We start from the raw sequence: 19,971 nt of genomic DNA on the forward strand, positions 1-19,971 counted from the left end.
TCCCGCAGGCTTGAAGTGTTATGCCTGCCAACCGACCCGCGGAGAACGGCCGCCGCGCCACCGGGCTGCTGATCCTCGCGATCCTCGTCGTCACCACCCTGGACGCGACGACCGGCCCCGAGCTGCACATCTCGGCCTTCATGGGCATCGCCCCGCTGTACGCCGCGCTGCGCTGCTCATACCGCCAGACGCGTCTGGTGGCGGCCGTCTTCGTGGTCTGCCTGACCTACGTCGACATCTTCACGGTGCCCGACTGGGCCCCGGCCAGCCGGGTCGTCGGCATCTTCGGCGCGGTCCTGGTGGCGGTCTTCTCCCTGGTGCTGTGCCGCACCCGTCTGCAGCGCGAGGCGCTGCACGCCCGCACGAGCCTGGTGGCCGACACGGTGCAGCGGGCGATGCTGCGCGAGCTGCCGCTGAGCGCCGGACCGGTCGAGGCGTACGGCTTCTATGTCTCCGCGCAGGAGGGCGCCCGGGTCGGCGGCGACATCTACGAGGCCGTCGAGACCCCGCACGGGCTGCGGCTGATGATCGGCGACGTACAGGGCAAGGGCATGCCGGCGATCGGCGCCGGCCTGGAGGTGCTGGCGTCGTTCCGGGAGGCCGCGCACTACCAGGACTCCCTGGAGTCGGTGGCCGAGCGCATGGAGAGCGCGCTGACCCGCTACAACACCCGCTCCGTCGAGCAGGGCACCGACGAGCGCTTCGTCACCGCGCTGCTGATGGAGGTGCGCGACGAGCCGGGGCGGGCGCAGGGCCGGGTGCTGTCCTGCGGCCACATCCCGTACTACCTGGTGCGCGACGGCGCGGTGTACGAGCGCCGGGACGGCGAGGGCGGGCTGCCGCTGGGCCTGGGCACGCTCAGCGCCGAGCCGCGCCGCAGCGTACGGGTCCACCCGCGGCCGGACGACTGGGTCGTGCTGTGCACGGACGGCGTCACCGAGGCGCGCGGCCAGGACGGCGAGTTCTACCCGCTGGCCGAGCGGCTGGCCGGCTGGACCGGCCTGGAGCCGGCCGAGCTGGCCCGCACCCTCCGCGCCGACCTGGAACGCTTCACCGGCGGCGAGCTGCTCGACGATGCCACCGCACTGGTCGTCCGGCGCAGGACGCCTCCCGCGGGGCTCGCGGCCGCGGCCTCCGGTACGGCACTGCCCCGGCCGACGCCGGACGCACCCCCGCCGCCGCTCAGTTGAGCATGGCGCGCGCCGCGGCGGCCTCGCGGCGGATCGCGGCCGCGCCGGCCGGCTCGACCGGCGCCACGACCTGCGCGTACTCCTCCAGCTCGGCCGCCCCGGCGAGGAACTCGCCCCGCTGCACGAGCAGCCTGGCCCGCTCATGGCGCAGCCGCGCCGGATGGCTCGGCAGCAGCAGCGACAGATCCAGCGCCCACAGCTGCACCGCGCTGTGCTCCGGGCGGGCCTGCGCCCAGGCCCGGATGTTGTTGAGCACCCGCAGCACGATCTCCAGCGGCCCGGCGGGCGTGGTCACCTGCTCGGTCAGCCGCCCGCCGGTCGCCCCCGCGACCAGCAGCGCCGCGTCGCCGTCGGTGAGCGGCCGCCCGCCCGCGAACGGATCGGCCAGTACGTGGGCCCCGTACGGGTCGCCGAAACCGACGACGAAGTGCCCCGGCAGCGCCACCCCGTACACGGGTGCGCCGGCCCGCCGGGCGACCTCCATCCACACCACCGACAGCATGATCGGCAGGCCCCGGCGGCGCCGCACCACCTCGTGCAGCAGCGAGGACTCCAGCCGCCGGTAGTCAGCGGGGGAGCCGCCGAAGCCGCAGCGGGTGCCGAGCAGCTCGGCGAGGTTGCGGGCCCAGGCGCCGGGGCCGCCGGCAGGGGAGTACGGCAGCAGGCCGGCCAGGCGGTCCAGTTCGATCTGGACGTCGTCGAAGTCCGTCTCGTCCAGCCCGGGATCGGCCTCGGCGCCGATCAGCAGGCACAGCAGCACCAGATCGGGCGCCTCGGCGCGCGCGGCGTCGGCGAACATCCGACGCCGCGCGGCACGGGCGCGCTGCTCCGGCTCGGGCTCCCGGGGCATCTCCGGCTCGGGTTCCTGGGGCATCCGTCTCCCCTGTCAGTCCCGGCCGCCCGGCAGGGCACACCGGTAGTGGTAGCCGTGGTGGTCGCTGAAGCCGAGCCGGTCGTAGAACGCCAGGGCGCCCGCGTTGTCCGCCTCGACCTGCAGGTACGCCGCGGAGGCACCCTCGTCCAGGGCCCGCTGGGCGAGCGCCGCCATCACCAGTGTGGCCAGCCCCTGCCGCCGCTGCGCCGGGTCCACCTCCAGTGCCGCGAACCCCGCCCAGCGCCCGTCGACGACCAGGCGGCCGATCGCGGCCGTTGCGCCCTGCGCGCCGGGCACCGTGGCGAACCACACCGACGGGCCGCCGGTCAGCACCTTGCGCGCGTCGGCCGTGAGACCGCCGCTCTGGCCGGTCCGGTTGTACAGCGCCAGCCACTGCGCGTCCGGTTCCCGGGAGAGCGTGACGCGGGAGAGCTCGGCCGCGGTGTCGGCGAGCGGCGCCAGCGCCGCGATCCGGACGCTGGTGTGCCCTTCGCCGGACCAGCCGCGCGCGGCCAGCTCGGCGGCCAGTTCGCCGCCGGTGCCCGCCCGCCCGGTGGCCACCGCGATGACCGCCGGCAGCCCGCGGGCGCCGTACCAGCGCACGATCCGCTCCAGGGCGTCATCCAGCGGGACGCCGGGGTCGCCCAGGGGCAGTACGGAATTGGCCCGCCGGGTGAAGCCCCCCGAGGCGCGCAGCGTCCACTCCCCGAGACGCTCTGTCTCGATGGCCGGCCAGCCCCGGGCCGCGACCTCCTGGAGCTCCCGTGCGCCGGCCGCGGGCAGCTTTCTGCGGGGCGGGGTGGCGGGCACGACCTTCGCCGCCACCAGCGAGGATTCCCCGACCCGTACGCACTCCCCGCTGCGACGTGTGATGCTCAGCACACCCTCGTTCCAGGATGTGAGAACACCGACCACGTCCGTGAACGCCGGTTCCCCGGGCCCACCCCCCGTGCGGCGCCGGACGGATACCCTTTTGCCCACGTCAGCACGGGTGATCCGGACTTCCGCGTGACCGCCGGCCAGGAATTCCATCGCTCAAACCGCCCCTCTTGTTCGTCTCGTGCCCGGGAACGGAGATACTAGGTGGCGGGCATCGACGACGCCGCGCTCCCGCGCGCCCAGCGGCGGTACTGCCAATCGGTCCGCCGGCCCTACCGAGGAGGAACGACAGCGTGACCTACGTCATCGCGCAGCCTTGTGTCGACGTCAAGGACAAGGCGTGCATCGAGGAGTGCCCGGTCGACTGCATCTACGAGGGCAGCCGCTCCTTGTACATCCACCCGGACGAATGCGTCGACTGTGGCGCCTGTGAGCCGGTCTGCCCGGTCGAGGCGATCTTCTACGAGGACGACACCCCGGAGGAGTGGAAGGACTACTACAAGGCGAATGTGGAGTTCTTCGACGAGCTCGGCTCTCCCGGTGGCGCCAGCAAGCTCGGCCTGATCGAGCGTGACCACCCCTTCATCGCGGAGCTGCCGCCGCAGAACCAGTAACGACCCGGGGATCCGAGGGGAGCTCGCCGCTCCCCGGGGTCTTTGCGTCGTCAGCGGTCGCACGGCGCCGCCTGCCCGGTCCCGTACGGCCACCGCCGTACGGGACCGAAGCGTGTGCGCCGAGCGTCCCGGCACCACCGAGAAAGAGAGCACCGTGGGCGCAGCAGCCTCCACCCCCCAGCCCGAATCCCCCCGCGCGTCGCTCCGCGACCGGCTGCCCGCATTCCCCTGGGACCGCCTGGAGCCGTACAAGACCACCGCCGCCGCGCACGCCGACGGGATCGTCGACCTGTCCGTCGGCACCCCGGTCGACCCGGTCCCCGCGGTGGTCCAGCAGGCGCTGACCGCGGCGGCCGACAGCCCCGGCTATCCGACGGTGTGGGGGACGGCCGCGCTGCGCGACGCGCTCACCGGCTGGGCCGCACGCCGCCTGGGCGCCAGGGACCTGGCGCACACCAACGTGCTGCCGGTCGTCGGCTCCAAGGAGCTGGTGGCCTGGCTGCCGACCCAGCTGGGCCTCGGCCCCGGCGACAAGGTCGCCTACCCGCGCCTGGCCTACCCGACGTACGAGGTCGGCGCCCGGCTGGCCGGTGCCGAGCCGGTCGTCTACGACGACCCCTGGGACCTGGACCCCAGCGGTCTGAAGCTGCTCTGGCTGAACTCCCCGTCCAACCCCACCGGCCGGGTGCTCGGCGCCGACGAGCTGCGCCGCGCCGTCGCCTGGGCACGCGAGCACGGGGTGCTGCTCTTCAGCGATGAGTGCTACCTCGAACTGGGCTGGGAGGCCGACCCGGTCTCCGTGCTCCACCCGGACGTCTGCGGCGGCTCCCTCGACGGGATCGTCGCCGTCCACTCGCTCTCGAAGCGCTCCAACCTCGCCGGCTACCGCTCCGCCTTCCTCGTCGGCGACGCCGCGGTCCTCGGCGATCTGCTCCAGATCCGCAAGCACGGCGGCATGATGATCGGCGCGCCCGTCCAGGCCGCCACCGTCGCCGCGCTCGCCGACACCGCGCACGTCGCCGAGCAGCGCGAGCGCTACGCCCGCCGCCGGGCCGCGCTGCGCGGGGCCTTCGAGGCCGCGGGCTTCCGCATCGAGCACAGCGAGGCGTCGCTCTACCTCTGGGCGACCCGCGACGAACCCTGCTGGGACACCGTCGGCGCGCTCGCCGAACGCGGCATCCTCGTCGCCCCCGGCGAGTTCTACGGCCCGGCGGGGGAGCGGTTCGTACGGATCGCCTTCACCGCCACCGACGAGCGGATCGACGCCGCGGTGCGCCGCCTGGCGGGGTGAGCCGGGGCGCGGACACGCACACGCGCGGGGGCCCGGGGAGAGAGAACTCCCCGGGCCCCCGCGCGTGGTTCACGCGGTCCAACGGCCTGGTCAGCGGCCGCCGTGGACCGGCATGCCGCCGAGCAGGAGCGGCAGGGCGGTGCCCAGGACCCCGTTGTTGGCCGGCAGGATGTTGGTCGGCGCGCCCTTCTTGGCGACCCCCCTGGTGACCGGACGGACCACGCGCTCCGCCTTGGCGGCGGCACCCTGGGCGGCGGGGGCGGCCTTCTGGGCGAGCGGCTTCGCGGTCTCGATGAGCCCCGGGGCGAGCTTCGTCACCGCCTTGTTGGCGGTCTTGTTCAGCACGCGGGCGCCGTCCTGCGCGGCGTGGTTGAGGGACTTGTTGGTGCTCTGGGAGTCCAGGGGTGCGGTCAGCCCGCCCACCAGGTCGGGCGCCTTGACGGGCAGTGCCGCAGCGCTGGCGGTACCGGCCGCACCGACCACAGGAGCGGCGCCTGCTGCGACGAGCAGAGCGGCTCGGGCGATCCGACGCGTAACGGGGAGGGACATGGTGCTCCTTTTACGGAGAAGGACTCGTTCTTCTGACAGATGTGCCATGTCCGCCGGGCGGACGCACTGACTACCGCTTCAGACCCCCGAAGGTTTCGGTGAATTCCGGTAAAGAATTGGTAACGCGACACATATTCGGCCGTGGGGAAAGGCGGGCAATATTGCACGGCCCGAAGGGGCCCCGAGGCGCCACAGCCCTTTGTTCACAAGGGAATTGGCGCGCAACGGAACGCCGTCCGGACGCGGTGATCCCAATTCCCTTACGCGCAACGGGAATTGGCGCCGCACGAATTTCCGGGTCTCTTGAGGGGGACCCTGCGGACTATTGCGCGGTGATGATATGAACGTCGCGCGCGGCCGCGGCCGAGCCGGCCGGCCCGCGCTGCCAGCCCTTGTCCGCATCGGCCGCCGACCATGTCCGGCCGGCGTAAGAGATCTGTTCGATGCGCAGCTCCGCGGAGTGCGCCATCGCCCACATGGCCAGCTCCCAGCCGCGCCGTGCGGCATCATCGCCCGCCGCCACCGGGCCGCCCTGCCGCACCGGCACCGTCAGACCGCGGTCGCCGCCCGCGCCGCGCCCCGCGGAAACCGCCGCACGCGGCAGCACCTCGGGCCCGAACTCCCGCACCAGCTTCTCCCGCACCTTCGCGGCGCCGCCCGCCTTGCTGTCCACCGGGCGGCTCTCCGTGCAGGTCATCGCGCTCCCGTCGCGGCCGGTCAGCGCCCCGGTCAGCCGCGCGGCGTTCGCCTCGTGCTTCGCGTAGGCCTGCGGATAGCCGCTGCGCTGCACCTTCTGCGCGGCGACCGTCAGCGGCAGCCGGGAGTAGCCGGGCACCTTGGCCAGATGCCGGTAGAACTCCCCGGCCGCGTACACCGGGTCCATGATCTGCTTGACGGTTCCCCAGTCCTGGGACGGCCGCTGCTGGAAGAGCCCGACCGAGTCCCGGTCGCCGAAGTCGATGTTGCGCAGCCCCGACTCCTGCATCGCGGTCGCCAGCGCGATGGTCACCGCCCGCTCCGGCAGTCCGCGCGAGGACGCCACCGCCGAGATCGTCGCGGCGTTGGCGGCCTGTTCGGGGGAGATCTCGTACGCCTTCCCGTCCCCTTCGGCGCGCACCGTGCAGCGCGGCGCCCCCGGGCCGCCGGTCACGTACTGCACCACCAGATAGCAGGCCAGTCCGAGGAGCACGGCGAAGGCGGCGGCGGTACGCCACAGACGCGTGCGGCGGTGGGGGGCTACGGGCTGGGCGGACACGAGCCCACCGTACTGGAGTGCTGCCGATAGGGTCGGATCCATGGAGCGCTCCACACACCACCCCGCCCTCGACCTGTCGCTCGACGCCGCCGCGCTCACCGCGCAGCTGGTCGACTTCCCCTCCGAGAGCGGCGACGAGCAGGACCTCGCCGACGCCGTCGAGCACGCCCTGCGGGCGCTGCCGCATCTGCGCGTCGACCGGTACGGCAACAACGTCGTGGCCCGCACCGACCTGGGCCGCGCCGAGCGGGTGGTGCTCGCCGGACACCTCGACACCGTCCCGATCGCGGACAACGTCCCGTCCCGGCTCGACGAGGACGGCGTCCTGTGGGGCTGCGGCACCTGCGACATGAAGTCCGGCGTCGCCGTGCAGCTGCGGATGGCCGCCACGGTCCCCGCGCCCAACCGCGACCTGACCTTCGTCTTCTACGACAACGAAGAGGTCGCCGCCCACCTCAACGGCCTCGGCAAGGTCGCCGACGCCCACCCCGACTGGCTCGCCGGAGACTTCGCCGTCCTCCTGGAGCCCTCCGACGGCCAGGTGGAGGGCGGCTGCCAGGGCACCCTGCGGGTCCTGCTGCGCACCACCGGGGAGCGCGCGCACTCCGCCCGCAGCTGGATGGGCGCCAACGCCATCCACGCCGCCGCCCCGATCCTGGCGAAGCTCGCCGCGTACGAGCCGCGCCGCCCCGTGATCGACGGCCTGGAGTACCGCGAGGGCCTCAACGCCGTCCGCATCGACGGCGGTGTGGCCGGCAACGTGGTCCCCGACGCCTGCACGGTCACCGTCAACTTCCGCTATGCACCCGACCGCACTCCTGACGAGGCGATCGCCCACGTGCGCGAGGTCTTCGCGGACTGCCCGGTGGACGAGTTCCTCGTCGACGACCACTCTCCGGGCGCGCTGCCGGGGCTCTCCCACCCGGCGGCCAGGGCGTTCATGGAGTCCGTCGGCGGCACCGCGATGCCCAAGTTCGGCTGGACCGACGTGTCCCGCTTCAGTGCCCTGGGCGTCCCGGCCGTCAACTACGGCCCCGGCGCCCCGCTGCTCGCGCACAAGAAGGACGAGCGGGTCGCGGTCGAGCGCATTCTGCACTGCGAGGAGCGGCTGCGCGCCTGGCTGACCGCCTGAGAACCCGCCCGCGGCCTTGGGGACCGGCTGCCGACCGATCTCGTCCGAGCTGAATTCCCCTGCTCTTCATGTCCGCGGATCTACGCTGAAACGGCAAACGATCTGTCTGCGGAGGGAGCACGTCATGGCCAGTCCCGAGGGAGCGCCGGTCCCCGAGGAGCAGCGGCTGGGGCCCGTTCTGCGCCGTCACGACCAGGTGCAGGCCGGCACCACGGACCAGCGGCTGCTGGACTCCGAGGGCCCTTCCGAGTGGGTGCACACCGATCCCTGGCGTGTGATGCGCATCCAGTCCGAGTTCGTCGAGGGCTTCGGTGCGCTGGCCGAGCTGGGCCCGGCCGTCAGCGTCTTCGGCTCGGCCCGGACGCCGCGCGACTCCAAGGAGTACGACGCCGGTGTGCGCATCGGGCGGGCCCTGGTCGACGCCGGGTTCGCGGTGATCACCGGTGGCGGCCCCGGCGCGATGGAGGCCGCCAACAAGGGCGCCAACGAGGCCGGCGGGGTCTCTGTCGGGCTGGGCATCGAGCTGCCCTTCGAGCAGGGCATGAACGACTATGTGAACCTCGGCGTCGACTTCCGGTACTTCTTCGTACGGAAGACGTGTTTTGTGAAGTACGCCCGCGGGTTCGTGGTGCTCCCCGGCGGCCTCGGCACGCTCGACGAGCTCTTCGAGGCGCTCACCCTCGTCCAGACCCGCAAGGTCACCCGCTTCCCGATCGTGCTGTTCGGTACGGCCTACTGGAGCGGACTGGTCGACTGGCTGCGCGACACGGTCATCGCCGAGGGCAAGGCGTCGATGCACGACCTGGAGCTCTTCCACCTCAGCGACGACGTGGACGAGGCGATCGCACTGGTGACCAAGGAGGTCGGGATCTAGGAACCGGCGGCATCCGGGAACCGGCGGCATCCGGGAAGCGACAGCTTCCAGGAACCGGCGACGCCCAGGAACCGGCGCCGTCCAGGAACCGGCGACGCCCAGGAACCGGCGACGCACGGGAATACCGCCGCCCCCCGCCCCGTTGTGGCCCCGCAGGGGGCGCAGCCAACCCCTACGGGATCTGTTCGCACGATCCCTAGGGCAGCCGCCGGTTTCCTCAGGCCAGTCCCCGGCGGGCGACCGCCGGGGGCCGGTGGCCGGCGATCGAGGCCACCATCTCCAGCACCTGCCGGGTCTCGGCGACCTCGTGGACGCGGTAGACCTGGGCGCCCAGCCAGGCGGACACGGCGGTGGTCGCCAGTGTGCCCAGCACCCGCTCCTTGACCGGCTTGTCGAGCGTCTCCCCGACGAAGTCCTTGTTGGACAGCGAGACCAGCACCGGCCAGCCGGTGTCGGTCATCTCGCCCAGCCGGCGGGTCGCCTCCAGGCTGTGCCGGGTGTTCTTGCCGAAGTCGTGGCCCGGGTCGATCAGGATCGCGTCGCGGCGGACGCCCAACTCCGCGGCCCGCTCCGCCAGTCCGAGCGTCACCCGCAGGATGTCCGCCATCACGTCGTCGTAGGTCGTCCGGTGCGGGCGGGTACGCGGCTCGACGCCGCCCGCGTGGGTGCACACCAGGCCGACGTCATGGCGCGCCGCGACCTCGGCGAGCCGCGGATCGACGCCGCCCCAGGCGTCGTTGAGCAGATCCGCGCCGGCCTCGCAGACCGCCTCGCCGACCTCGGCCCGCCAGGTGTCGACGCTGATCACCACATCGGGGAAGCGCCGGCGCACCTCGGCGACGAAGCCGACCGTGCGGCGGGCCTCCTCCTTCGCGGTCACCTCCTCGCCGGGGCCGGCCTTGACGCCGCCGATGTCGATGATCGCCGCGCCGTCGGCCACCGCCTGCTCCACACGGGCGAGCGCGGGCTCGTCACGGAAGGTGGCGCCCTGGTCGTAGAACGAGTCCGGGGTCCTGTTGACGATGGCCATGATCACCGGCTCATGCGCCCCGAACTCGCGTTTTCCCAGCCGCAGCATTCCCTGACTCCCTCTCCGTGGTCCGGGAGCGACCCTAACTGTCAGACCCGCATGGCACGATCGGAGCAGGCACATAGTCCGGGGAGTTGGTCGTGTTCTGGTTCTTGCTGATCGCGATGGTCGTGGTGGTGGCCGCGGTCACGCTCGTGGTCGTCGGCGGCGGTGACGGCGGTGGGCTGCGGGATTCCGAGCCCGACCGGCTGTACGACCCGCTGCCGCAGGACCGTCCGGTGGCCCGCGCCGATGTGGACGCCGTACGGCTGGCGGTGACGGTCCGCGGCTATCGGATGGACGACGTCGACGACGTCCTGGACCGCCTGGGCGCCGAGCTGGCCGAGCGGGACGCCCGGATCGCCGAGCTGGAGGCCGCGCTGGCCGGCGCCCATGCCGAGGCGATGGGCGGCGCGGCGCTGATACAGGACGGCCCGCAGACGAGCGGGGCGGCGCGCGGGACACCGCCCGGGGCCGGCGGGGCGGAGGCCTCCGACGCGCCGGAGACCCCCCGGCGGCCGGAAGGCGAGGACCGGGCATGAGCGGGGTCGTGACCGAACCGGACGGCGTTCCGCGCTGCCCCTGGGGGATGGCGTCGGAGGCGATGGCCGACTACCGCGAGTACCACGACACGGAGTGGGGCCTGCCGGTCCACGGCGATGACGCGCTCTTCGAGCGGATGAGCCTGGAGGCGTTCCAGTCCGGGCTCTCCTGGATCACGATCCTGCGCCGCCGCCCCGGCTTCCGGGCCGCGTTCGCCGGTTTCAAGATCCCCGAGGTGGCGCGGTTCACGGACGCGGACGCCGAGCGGCTGCTCGCCGACCCCGGCATCATCCGCAACCGCGCCAAGATCGCCGCGACCATCAACAACGCCAGGGTCGCCGCCGAGCTGGCCCCCGGTGAGCTGGACGAGCTGATCTGGTCCTACGCCCCCGACCGGGCCGGCCGGCCCGTGCCGCACACCCTCGGCGATCTGCAGCCGGTGACGCCGGAGTCGACGGCGCTCGCCAAGGACCTCAAAAAGCGCGGCTTCCGCTTCGTCGGCCCGACCACCGCCTACGCGATGATGCAGGCATGCGGCCTGGTCAACGACCATCTGGCGGCCTGTCATGTGCGGGCGAGCGTGGAGGCGGCGGCCGGCTGACCCGGCCGCCCGGGCCGGCCGGCGCGCTCAGCGGCCCAGGAAGACCGGCTTCTCCTTCTTCACGAACGCCTCGACCGCGATCTGGTGGTCCTCCGAGGCCCCGGCGCGGACCTGGAGCTCGTCCTCCTTGCCGAGGGTCTCGGCGAGCGAGTGCCCGGCGCCGTAGGCCAGCGACTCCTTGATCGCGGCGTAGGCGGCGGTCGGTCCCTGGGCCAGCCGGCGGGCGACGGCCGCGGCCTCCTGCGCCAGCTCCCCGGCGGGTACGACCTTGTTGGCGATGCCCAGGTCGAACGCCTCCTGGGCGCTGATGCTGCGCGGGAAGAGCAGCAGATCGGCGGCCCGGCCGTGGCCGATGAGCCGGGGCAGGGTCCAGGACATCCCGGAGTCCGCGGTCAGCGCGACGCCCGCGAAGGAGGTGTTGAAGGACGCGGAGTCGGCGACGACGCGGTAGTCGGCGGCCAGCGCGAAGCCCGCGCCGGCGCCCGCGGCGACCCCGTTGACGCCCGCGACCACGGGCTTGGGCATCTCGGCCAGCGCCGTCACGATCGGGTTGTAGTGCTCACGCACGGTGTTCATGGTGCCGCCGGAGCCGGTGGCCCGGTCCTGCGCCAGCAGGCCGATGTGCTCCTTGAGGTCCTGGCCGACGCAGAAGGCGCGCCCGGTGGCGGTCAGCAGCACCGCGCGGACGGCGGGGTCGGCGGCGGCCTCCTTCAGGGTGTCCCGCAGCAGGACCTTCGCCTCGGTGTTCATCGCGTTCATCGCGTCGGGGCGGTTGAGGGTGACCGTCGCGAGTCCGTCGGTCACGTCATAGAGCACGGTGTCGGCCATGGTGGGAGTCCCCTCCGTCGCGGATCGGACTGCCGGGCAGCGGCAGTCAGCGCTCAGGATGCCGGAGATCATCGGCCGTTCGCATGTGACGTACATCAAAGAAAGCGGGCGCGTCGGACGTCGGCGGGTGGAGGAGTATCGCAGCCCCCTCCCCGAATTGGGTGGGTTTGAGAGAGCGCGTTGCCGAAGGGATGCTCCCCGATGTTGGTCATCGGGTCGTTCGATGCGGGATAATGGCCTGGAAGCAATGTGTTCGATGCCGGTGACACGTGCCTATCCGGGCCGTCGGCTGAGATGAGCTGGTTTCAGGAAGGGGAACGAGCATGGCGGCCATGAAGCCGCGGACGGGTGACGGCCCGCTCGAGGTGACCAAGGAGGGGCGGGGCATCGTCATGCGCGTTCCGCTCGAAGGCGGCGGACGACTCGTCGTCGAGCTGACCCCCGACGAAGCCAAGGCCCTGGGTGAGGCACTGGAGAAGGTCACCGTCTGACGAGGGCGGAGAATCCGGCGGATTCCCGGGCTGACCCGGTATCCCCAGCCGACATCACCCCGGCCCCGGCACGCGGCGCGCAGGAGAGACGCGCCGCGTGCCGGGGCCGTTTCGTGCGCGGGCGCGGCGGCGCGGACCGCAGACGGGGAGGGGTCAGGCGCGCTTGACCGCGCAGAGCAGCCCGTCGCCGACCGGCAGCAGGGACGGCACCAGCGAGGTGCTCTCCCGGACGGCCCGCAGCAGCTCCCGCAGCCGCAGCACCTCCGCGGGCTGCACCGCCGAGTCGACCGTACGGCCGTTCGCGAAGACGCCCTCGAAGCACACCAGGCCGCCCGGGCGCAGCAGACGCAACGATTCAGCGAGGTACTCCAGGCACTCCATCAGGTCGCCGTCGCAGAAGACGAGGTCGTAGCCGCCGTCGGCGAGCCGCGGCAGCACGTCCAGCGCCCGGCCGGGGATGAAGCGGGCGCGGTTGCCGGCGAAGCCGGCCGAACGGAACGCCTGCTTGGCGAAGGTCTGCCGCTCGGGCTCGGGATCCACGGTGGTCAGGACGCCGTCGGGCCGCATGCCGTGCAGGAGGTAGATGCCCGACACGCCCGTGCCGGTGCCGATCTCGGCGACCGCCTTGGCGTCCGCGGTGGCGGCGAGCATGCGCAGGGCGGCGCCGGTGCCGGTGGTCACCGTACGGATGCCGGCCTCGCGGGCGCGGTCCCGGGACCAGCGCAGGGCGGCCTCGGCGCTGTCGTCGATGGTCCCGGCGCCGTACGCCTCGGCGAATGCCAAGCTCGTCTGCCGGTTGCCGGTAATGGCCCTCTCCTGTCCCCGTAGTTGACGCAACCGTGACTGTATCCGCTGTGTGCGGGAACCCGCAGATGGGACCGGGCGTTAAGGAGGGGGAGGGGGAAGACGGGGGGACGCACCGGTGAAGACCGCGCGAGACACGAATCAAGACCAGAAGCAGCACCAAATGCAGGTCAAAACTGCTTATCCGGAGCTAACGGGCGAGGTGGATATGGTAGGGGCTCTACTGGACACCACCAGAGCCACCAGGGGAGGTGCGGCTGCGGCGGGTGACCGAGGAGTGCTGAGGCGCTTGAGAAGGTCGTTCGCCGAGCCGAAATCCGTGACTAACACCGCTGACCGTATCCGCACCGCAGACTCCGCAACGACCGCGACCTTCGCCGCAGACGCGGATGCGCAGGCGTGGACTCCGCCCACCTGGGAGGAGATCGTCAGCACTCACAGCGCACGGGTCTACCGTCTCGCCTACCGCCTCACCGGCAATCAGCACGACGCCGAGGACCTCACCCAGGAGGTGTTCGTCCGCGTCTTCCGCTCGCTGTCGACGTACACCCCCGGCACCTTCGAGGGCTGGCTGCACCGCATCACGACCAACCTCTTCCTGGACATGGTCCGGCGCCGTCAGCGTATTCGCTTCGACGCGCTCGGTGACGACGCCGCCGAGCGCCTGCCCAGCCGCGAGCCCTCCCCGCAGCAGCACTTCAACGACACGCACTTCGACGCCGACGTCCAGCAGGCGCTGGACACCCTCGCGCCCGAGTTCCGCGCCGCCGTCGTCCTGTGCGACATCGAGGGTCTGTCGTACGAGGAGATCGCCGCGACGCTCGGCGTCAAGCTCGGCACGGTCCGCAGCCGGATCCACCGTGGCCGCTCGCATCTGCGCAAGGCGCTCAAGCACCGCGCCCCGGCCACCCGTGGCGAGGAGCGCGAGCAGCGCCGGGCGCTGGCCGTGGTGCCCACGGGGGAGGTAGGGATCGCGTGAGCCTCACTGGCGGTCCGTCCCCCGCCGAGCAGCATCTCGGCGACCGCCTCGCGGCCCTGGTCGACGGCGAGTTGGGGCATGACGCGCGCGAGCGGGTGCTCGCGCATCTTGCGACCTGCGCAAAGTGCAAGGCGGAGGCCGATGCCCAGCGTCGGCTCAAGAGCGTGTTCGCCCAGTCGGCGCCGCCCGGCCCCTCCGCGGGGCTGCTGGCGCGGCTGCAGCAGCTGCCCGGCGGTGACGCGGGCGGTCCCGGCGGCGGCGGTTTCGGCTCCGGTGAATTCGCCCGGGGCGGCGGCTCGTTCCGCTATGTCCCGTCCGACAAGCACTCCGCCCATGCGGTGGCGGCAGTCCCCACCCAGCCCCGTACGCGCGGCTTCCGTGTGCACGAGGCCGAACGGCCCGCGCAGCGGCGCCGGTTCGCCTTCGCGGCGGCCGGTGCGGTCTCGCTCGCGGCCTTCGCGCTCGGCGGTGCCCTCCCGCTGGAGGCGGCCGTCGATCTGCCGGGCAAACGCCCCGAGGGCGGCGGTACGGCCGTCACCCCGCTCAGCGCCAGCCCCGCGGCCGACGGCGGCTCGCTGCTGCATGGCGGGGCCCTGCAGGCTGCAGGCTCCCGGCAGCTCACCGGGCCCTCCTCCGGAGTCCCGACCCGGGCCCCGGCTCCCAGCGCGATGGCTCTCCAGGTCCCCGGCGCCCCGCCCTCGCCGGCGCCGCCCGCGGCCCCGGCCGGCCGCTTCGGCCTCTCACCGTTGATAGCCGCGACCGGCCCGGGATCGCCGTACCACCTCTCGCCGCTGGCGATCGCGACCGCCGGTACGCCGGTGCGCGCGCATCCGCCCGCGCTCCCGCCCCTGGAGCCGAAGCGTCCGCTGATCGGCTCCGCGGCCGCGGCCGGCCCCGCCACCCAGGGGACGACCACCGGCCAGCGCTGACCGTCCCCTGCGCAGCCCCCGGCGGAACTGGTTGAATCGCTGTCGGGCGGCGCGCCCTTGACCGGGCGCGTGCCGTGAGGTGGTGGCGGCCCGCACGATCGCGGGCGAAATCTGGGGAGAGCATGGACGACGGTAAGGCCGCCGGGCCGAAGCTGAAGTGGTGGAGCCGTCCGGGGCGCACCCCGAGCACGCAGCCGTCCGCCGAGGCCGGTCCGCAGGCGATGCCGCCCGCCGACGGCCCGGCGGAGGCGGTGCGGACCGAAGCGTCCGGCATATCCGGTGCGCCCGAGGCGCAGGAGCCGGGCGACTGGATCGTGCGCCCGCCGGAGCAGGCGGTGGCAGCGGCCGAGGCACCGGCCGGGCCGCCGGCCCCCTCCGGGGCGTCGGAGGCCGCCGCGCCGCCGGACGCCGCAGGTGGGGCCCAGGCGGCCGAAGTCGCCGGTGCGGGCGAGGAGTCGGCGGCCGCCGAGGTTCCGCAGCCGCCGCGGCCGCTGCACCCCGAGGACCCGTACGGCACCCCGCCCTACGGCGGTCCCGGGCCGTGGGCGCCGGCGCCGCCCGTGCAGCGCCCGGAGCCCCGTCCCGGCGGCCTGGGCTGGAACCCCGCGCTCTCCGGAGCGACCCCCGCGCAGGGCACCGTCCTGCCGCCGTCCGCCGGTCCGCTGCCCCCGTACGGAGCGCCCGCGCCGGCCGCGGGCTACCCCGGCCCGCCGCAGTCGCCGCCGGCGCCGCACACCGCACCGCAGGGACCGCACGGCAGCGGCCCCGCCGCGCCGCCCGCCCAGCCTGCCCCCGCTCCCGCTCCCGCGGCGCCCGCCGAGGACCGCGCGCCCGCCGCGCCCGCCGCCGATCAGCAGCCCCCGGCCCGCACGGACGAGGCCGCGCACTCCCGGCCGGCCGCCGAGCCCGCCGGATCCCCGCGGCCGGACCTGCACAAGGCCGGCCCGCAGCAGCCCCGTACGGCGCAGGCCCCGGCCGCGCCCGCCCAGGCCGCCGCCCCGCACACCCCTGCCCCGCATACGCCCGACGCGGAGTCCGCCGGCCGGCAGCCCGCCGCCGCGCAGCCGGCCCCCGGCGGCGCCGACACCGCCTTCCTGCCGCACCCCGGCGACGGCGGCCCCCGCCCGGCGGCGGCCGGGTACGCCGACCGCTCCCAGGCCCAGCCGCACCCGCCGCTGCCCGGCGGCGGGCACGGCCCCGCCCCGACCCACGACCACGCGCCCGCCCCGCACGGCGCCTGGCACCAGTACGACCCCTGGAGCGCGCCCCTGCAGGGCGGGCCCCCTGCCGCGCCCGCGCGCCGCAGCCGCCGTGGTCTGCTGGTCGCCGGTGCGGTGGCACTGGCCCTGCTCGCCGGCGGCGTCGGGGGCGGCATCGGCGCGTACGTCGAGCGCTACGGCGGGATCAGCGACATCAAGCTGCCGCAGGCGGCCGGTGACGCGGGCGGCCGCGAGCCCGACAGCGTCGCGGGGATCGCCCAGGCCGCGCTGCCCGGGGTGGTCACGCTCCACGTCCGGGGCAACGCCGAACAGGGCACCGGCACCGGCTTCGTCCTCGACCGGCAGGGCCACATCCTGACCAACAACCACGTCGTCCAGCCGGCCGGCGCCGGCGGCGAGATATCGGTGACGTTCAGCGGCGGCCAGACGGCCAAGGCCAAGGTCGTCGGCCAGGACGGCGGCTACGACCTCGCCGTCGTGCAGGTCGAGGGCGTCAGCGGGCTGCGGCCGCTCACGCTCGGCAACTCCGACTCGGTGCGGGTCGGCGACCCGGTCGTGGCGATCGGCGCGCCCTACGACCTCGCCAACACCGTCACCGCCGGGATCATCAGCGCCAAGCAGCGCCCGATCACCGCCGGCGGCGAGAAGGGCGACGGCAGCGACATCTCGTACGTGGACGCGCTGCAGACCGACGCGCCCATCAACCCGGGCAACTCCGGCGGCCCGCTGGTGGACGCCAAGGCGCGGGTGATCGGCATCAACAGCGCCATCCGCGCGGCCGACAGCGGCAGCGGCCTGGACGGCGGCGGCCAGGGCGGCGGCGGCCAGGGCGGCAGCATAGGGCTGGGCTTCGCCATACCGATCAACCAGGCCAAGCGGGTGGCCGAGGAGCTGATCAACACCGGGCGGGCGACGCACCCGGTGATCGGCGTCACGCTGGAGATGGAGTACGCCGGCGACGGCGCGCGGGTCAGCGACCGCAGCAAGGACGGAAAGCCGCCGGTCACTCCGGGCGGCCCCGGCGCCAAGGCCGGGATCAAGCCCGGCGATGTGATCACCAAGGTGGACGGCGCCCCGGTGCACAGCGGCGAGGAGCTGATCGTGAAGATCCGCAGCCACCGGCCGGGCGACACGCTGATCCTGACCCTCCAAAGGAGCGGCAAGGAGGAGGCCATCCGGCTCAGGCTGGGTTCCTCCACCGCCGGCTGATCGTTTGCACGGTGTTGGCACGGGCGACTCCCGCCCGACGCGCGGGGCCAGGTACCGTGATAGGCGGCCTGGCCCCTAGGCCGACGAAGGCCGCGGATGACCCAAGGAGCTGCTAGGTGTTCTTCGACATAGGACCCCTCGAGCTGGTAGCGATCGTCGTCCTTGCCGTGCTCGTCTTCGGCCCGGACAAGCTCCCCAAGGTCATCCAGGACGTCACGGGCGTCATCCGGAAGATCCGGGCGTTCTCCGACAGCGCCAAGGAGGACATCCGCAGCGAGCTGGGGCCGGAGTTCAAGGACTTCGAGTTCGAGGACCTCAAGCCCAAGAACTTCGTGCGCAAGCACGTCCTGGAGAAGGACGAGTACGGCTTCAAGGAGCTCCAGGAGATCCGTAACGGCTTCGATCTGAAGCAGGAGATGGCCGAGGTCACCGACGCCGTGCACGGCCGCGAGAGCGCCTCCTCCGCCGCTTCCGCGAGCGGCTCGGGACCGAGCCTGACCAAGGAGTCCCCGGCCGCCTCGGGCCGTCCCGACCTGGTCAAGAAGCCCGCCGTGACGGAGCCGGGCGAGCGTCCGCCGTTCGACGCCGACGCCACCTGACACACTCCGGTATGACCGGGCTGTGTTGACGCCTATGGCTATGCTCCGGGTGTCCGGGGTTTGGTCGCCTGAGGGGGGCGGGCCGCCCACGACACAGGGCAACAAGGAGGCTCCGCGCAGATGGAGACGACGAGTCGGACAGCGGAACACACGGCGTCCGCCGGGGTCGGCCGGAAGGTTGACGGCTATCTGCTGGCCGCGTTCCCGTGGTACGGCCTCGACGAGGCGTTCACCGGTCCGCGCTGGCTGATGCAGGTCGGCGCGGCCGCGGACGGGACCGTCGAGCATGGTGCCACCGGGCATGGGGAGGGACCCACCATCAAGGTGGAATCGCCGCAGGACGAGCGGTTCGCGGTCGTGGTGACGGTCGCCAGCCGCCCCGTACGGCGCAGCGCCGACGGCACCGGTGTACTGGAGGCCACCTCGGTCTCGACGGCCGCCTGGCTCGCCGGCTCGGGCCTGCTCGCCCAGACCTGGCCGACCCACATGGACCGGGCGCTGCGCCAGGACTGGCTGGACCAGCAGACGATGCTCGCCTGGGAGCTGGCCGACGACCTCGGGGGCGGGGCCTGGAGCGAGCTGATGCTGCCGGTGGACGGGGTGCCGACCTCGTTCGCCTACCGCGAGTCGGAGTACGGCTGGGTGCTGGCGGGCTCGGCCAGCGAGGACCCCGAGGGCGTGCACATCGGTGCCTATGGACGCGGCATGAGCGCCTACGGCCTGGGCTTCTCGGTCATCAAGGACCTGGGCGCGTACGAGGGCTGAGCGCGCCGGCGCAGGCATGAGGGGGCGGGCCCGGCGGGCCCGCCCCCTCTTTACCTCAACCGGCATCAAGGAGCCCTGCGTGCTCCCGTGACGCCGAGGGCGCACACCCTCAGAACTTGTTGCGCGGGGTGATCCCCAGCGACATCCCCGACAGGCCCCGCTGCCGGCCGCCCAGCTTGCCCGCGATCGCGCGGATCGCCGCGCCGGCGGGGGAGTCCGGATCGGTCAGCACGACCGGCTTGCCCTCGTCGCCGCCCTCGCGCAGGCGCACGTCGATCGGGATGGAGCCGAGCACCGGCACCTGCGCACCGGTCGTACGCGTCAGGCCCTCGGCGACCCGCTCGCCGCCGCCGGTGCCGAAGACGTCGACCATCTCGTCGCAGTGCGGGCAGGGCAGCCCGGACATGTTCTCGACCACACCGACGATCTTCTGGTGGGTCTGCACGGCGATCGAACCGGCCCGCTCGGCGACCTCGGCGGCGGCCTGCTGCGGGGTGGTGACCACCAGGATCTCGGCGTTCGGTACGAGCTGTGCCACCGAGATCGCGATGTCGCCGGTGCCCGGCGGCAGGTCGAGCAGCAGCACGTCCAGGTCGCCCCAGTAGACGTCGGCGAGGAACTGCTGGAGCGCGCGGTGCAGCATCGGGCCGCGCCAGACGACCGGCGCGTTGCCCGGGGTGAACATGCCGATCGAGATGACCTTCACACCGTTGGCCGACGGCGGCATGATCATGTTCTCGACCTGGGTGGGGCGGCCGTCGGCACCGAGCATCCGGGGCACGGAGTGGCCGTAGATGTCGGCGTCCACGACACCGACCTTCAGCCCGTCGGCCGCCATCGCCGCGGCGAGGTTGACGGTCACCGACGACTTGCCGACACCGCCCTTGCCGGAGGCGACGGCGTAGACCCGGGTCAGCGAGCCGGGCTGGGCGAAGGGCACCTCGCGCTCGGCGGTGCCGCCGCGCAGCGACGCCGCCAGCTCCTTGCGCTGCTCGTCGCTCATCACCTCCAGGTCGACCCGGACGCTCGTCACACCCGCGACCCCGGCGACCGCGTCGCGCACGTTGCTGGTGATCGTCTCGCGCATCGGGCAGCCGGAGACGGTGAGGTAGACCACGACCGCCACCGCGCCGTCCGCCGCGATGTCCACCGATTTGACCATCCCCAGGTCGGTGATGGGGCGGTGGATCTCGGGGTCGTTCACCGTCGCGAGCGCGGCGCGGATCGCGTCCTCGCTCGGGGCGGAGCCTGTGGGCGTCTCGGTAGCCATGCCCTG

21 protein-coding genes are annotated in these 19,971 nt (G+C 73.4%); 13 read left to right on the top strand and 8 right to left on the bottom strand.

Going from position 1 to position 19,971, the window contains the following annotated elements; translation table 11 throughout:
- Nucleotides 1-20 precede the first annotated feature (20 nt).
- Entirely contained in the window at nucleotides 21-1,190 is a 1,170-nt protein-coding gene (locus ACWD6P_RS21065; RefSeq protein WP_451445655.1) for a PP2C family protein-serine/threonine phosphatase, read from the top strand.
- Here ACWD6P_RS21065 and ACWD6P_RS21070 read toward each other — a convergent pair.
- Together ACWD6P_RS21070 and ACWD6P_RS21075 are read right to left on the bottom strand one after the other, a co-directional pair.
- Nucleotides 1,183-2,040 carry a transglutaminase family protein gene (locus ACWD6P_RS21070; RefSeq protein ID WP_451445702.1) on the bottom strand — a complete coding sequence of 286 codons (858 nt, stop codon included), beginning with the start codon at nucleotides 2,038-2,040 and terminating at the stop codon, nucleotides 1,183-1,185. The two genes, ACWD6P_RS21065 and ACWD6P_RS21070, sit on opposite strands and share 8 nt — an antisense overlap.
- Before the next feature lie 36 nt (nucleotides 2,041-2,076).
- A complete protein-coding gene (locus ACWD6P_RS21075) occupies nucleotides 2,077-3,096 on the bottom strand; it encodes a GNAT family N-acetyltransferase (RefSeq protein WP_451445656.1) in 1,020 nt (339 codons plus the stop codon).
- Nucleotides 3,097-3,236: 140 nt separating this feature from the next.
- Here ACWD6P_RS21075 and fdxA point away from each other — a divergent pair, with 140 nt between their 5' ends.
- On the top strand, nucleotides 3,237-3,557 hold the full coding sequence (gene fdxA / locus ACWD6P_RS21080; RefSeq protein ID WP_033319951.1) for a ferredoxin: 321 nt from the start codon (nucleotides 3,237-3,239) through the stop codon (nucleotides 3,555-3,557).
- Between the two features lie 154 nt (nucleotides 3,558-3,711).
- Nucleotides 3,712-4,848, top strand: coding sequence for a succinyldiaminopimelate transaminase (gene dapC / locus ACWD6P_RS21085; RefSeq protein WP_451445657.1), 1,137 nt, complete (start codon nucleotides 3,712-3,714; stop codon nucleotides 4,846-4,848).
- Nucleotides 4,849-4,938: 90 nt separating this feature from the next.
- On the opposite strand, the gene ACWD6P_RS21090 is transcribed toward dapC, so the two are convergent.
- Both ACWD6P_RS21090 and ACWD6P_RS21095 read right to left on the bottom strand, forming a co-directional pair.
- Nucleotides 4,939-5,397 carry an ATP-binding protein gene (locus tag ACWD6P_RS21090; RefSeq protein WP_451445658.1) on the bottom strand — a complete coding sequence of 153 codons (459 nt, stop codon included), beginning with the start codon at nucleotides 5,395-5,397 and terminating at the stop codon, nucleotides 4,939-4,941.
- 322 nt (nucleotides 5,398-5,719) lie between these two features.
- Nucleotides 5,720-6,652: a heavy metal transporter gene (locus ACWD6P_RS21095; protein ID WP_451445659.1), complete on the bottom strand. Its 933-nt coding sequence runs from the start codon at nucleotides 6,650-6,652 to the stop codon at nucleotides 5,720-5,722.
- A 40-nt stretch (nucleotides 6,653-6,692) separates the two neighbouring features.
- Here ACWD6P_RS21095 and dapE point away from each other — a divergent pair, with 40 nt between their 5' ends.
- Complete coding sequence (gene dapE / locus ACWD6P_RS21100) at nucleotides 6,693-7,784, top strand: succinyl-diaminopimelate desuccinylase (RefSeq protein WP_451445660.1); 1,092 nt, start codon at nucleotides 6,693-6,695, stop codon at nucleotides 7,782-7,784.
- Between the two features lie 124 nt (nucleotides 7,785-7,908).
- A complete protein-coding gene (locus ACWD6P_RS21105; protein ID WP_451445661.1) occupies nucleotides 7,909-8,658 on the top strand; it encodes an LOG family protein in 750 nt (249 codons plus the stop codon).
- Nucleotides 8,659-8,875: 217 nt separating this feature from the next.
- Here the strand turns inward: ACWD6P_RS21105 and folP are convergent, their stop codons facing one another.
- A complete protein-coding gene (folP, locus tag ACWD6P_RS21110; protein WP_451445662.1) occupies nucleotides 8,876-9,736 on the bottom strand; it encodes a dihydropteroate synthase in 861 nt (286 codons plus the stop codon).
- Between the two features lie 92 nt (nucleotides 9,737-9,828).
- On the opposite strand from folP, the gene ACWD6P_RS21115 reads away from it, so the two are divergent.
- Both ACWD6P_RS21115 and ACWD6P_RS21120 read left to right on the top strand, forming a co-directional pair.
- Nucleotides 9,829-10,269 carry a DivIVA domain-containing protein gene (locus tag ACWD6P_RS21115; RefSeq protein WP_451445663.1) on the top strand — a complete coding sequence of 147 codons (441 nt, stop codon included), beginning with the start codon at nucleotides 9,829-9,831 and terminating at the stop codon, nucleotides 10,267-10,269.
- Nucleotides 10,266-10,871, top strand: a complete 606-nt coding sequence (locus ACWD6P_RS21120) for a DNA-3-methyladenine glycosylase I (protein ID WP_451445664.1) — start codon at nucleotides 10,266-10,268, stop codon at nucleotides 10,869-10,871. Before ACWD6P_RS21115 ends, ACWD6P_RS21120 begins: the two co-directional genes overlap by 4 nt.
- A 27-nt stretch (nucleotides 10,872-10,898) precedes the next feature.
- Here ACWD6P_RS21120 and chcB read toward each other — a convergent pair whose 3' ends face one another.
- Nucleotides 10,899-11,699 (bottom strand): 2-cyclohexenylcarbonyl CoA isomerase, encoded by an 801-nt coding sequence (gene chcB / locus ACWD6P_RS21125; protein ID WP_451445665.1) that lies wholly within the window; start codon nucleotides 11,697-11,699, stop codon nucleotides 10,899-10,901.
- A 323-nt stretch (nucleotides 11,700-12,022) separates the two neighbouring features.
- On the opposite strand from chcB, the gene ACWD6P_RS21130 reads away from it, so the two are divergent.
- The gene (locus ACWD6P_RS21130; RefSeq protein WP_003985072.1) at nucleotides 12,023-12,190 is read left to right on the top strand and encodes a DUF3117 domain-containing protein; all 168 of its coding nucleotides are present in this window, start codon (nucleotides 12,023-12,025) and stop codon (nucleotides 12,188-12,190) included.
- Nucleotides 12,191-12,343: 153 nt separating this feature from the next.
- Here the strand turns inward: ACWD6P_RS21130 and ACWD6P_RS21135 are convergent, their stop codons facing one another.
- Nucleotides 12,344-13,027, bottom strand: a complete 684-nt coding sequence (locus tag ACWD6P_RS21135) for an O-methyltransferase (protein WP_451445666.1) — start codon at nucleotides 13,025-13,027, stop codon at nucleotides 12,344-12,346.
- A gap of 175 nt (nucleotides 13,028-13,202) precedes the next feature.
- Between ACWD6P_RS21135 and sigE the strand changes: the two genes are divergently transcribed.
- The 5 genes from sigE (at nucleotide 13,203) to ACWD6P_RS21160 (ending at nucleotide 18,695) form a co-directional block, all read left to right on the top strand.
- Nucleotides 13,203-13,973, top strand: coding sequence for an RNA polymerase sigma factor SigE (gene sigE / locus ACWD6P_RS21140; RefSeq protein WP_451445667.1), 771 nt, complete (start codon nucleotides 13,203-13,205; stop codon nucleotides 13,971-13,973).
- A complete protein-coding gene (locus ACWD6P_RS21145) occupies nucleotides 13,970-14,902 on the top strand; it encodes a zf-HC2 domain-containing protein (RefSeq protein WP_451445668.1) in 933 nt (310 codons plus the stop codon). Before sigE ends, ACWD6P_RS21145 begins: the two co-directional genes overlap by 4 nt.
- A gap of 122 nt (nucleotides 14,903-15,024) precedes the next feature.
- Complete coding sequence (locus tag ACWD6P_RS21150; RefSeq protein ID WP_451445669.1) at nucleotides 15,025-17,331, top strand: S1C family serine protease; 2,307 nt, start codon at nucleotides 15,025-15,027, stop codon at nucleotides 17,329-17,331.
- Between the two features lie 116 nt (nucleotides 17,332-17,447).
- Nucleotides 17,448-17,930: a sec-independent translocase gene (locus tag ACWD6P_RS21155; RefSeq protein WP_451445670.1), complete on the top strand. Its 483-nt coding sequence runs from the start codon at nucleotides 17,448-17,450 to the stop codon at nucleotides 17,928-17,930.
- A 120-nt stretch (nucleotides 17,931-18,050) separates the two neighbouring features.
- Nucleotides 18,051-18,695 carry a hypothetical protein gene (locus ACWD6P_RS21160; RefSeq protein ID WP_451445671.1) on the top strand — a complete coding sequence of 215 codons (645 nt, stop codon included), beginning with the start codon at nucleotides 18,051-18,053 and terminating at the stop codon, nucleotides 18,693-18,695.
- A 109-nt stretch (nucleotides 18,696-18,804) separates the two neighbouring features.
- On the opposite strand, the gene ACWD6P_RS21165 is transcribed toward ACWD6P_RS21160, so the two are convergent.
- Complete coding sequence (locus tag ACWD6P_RS21165) at nucleotides 18,805-19,965, bottom strand: Mrp/NBP35 family ATP-binding protein (RefSeq protein WP_451445672.1); 1,161 nt, start codon at nucleotides 19,963-19,965, stop codon at nucleotides 18,805-18,807.
- Nucleotides 19,966-19,971: the final 6 nt, after the last annotated feature.

The organism is Streptomyces sp. NPDC002446 (genome assembly GCF_053595675.1).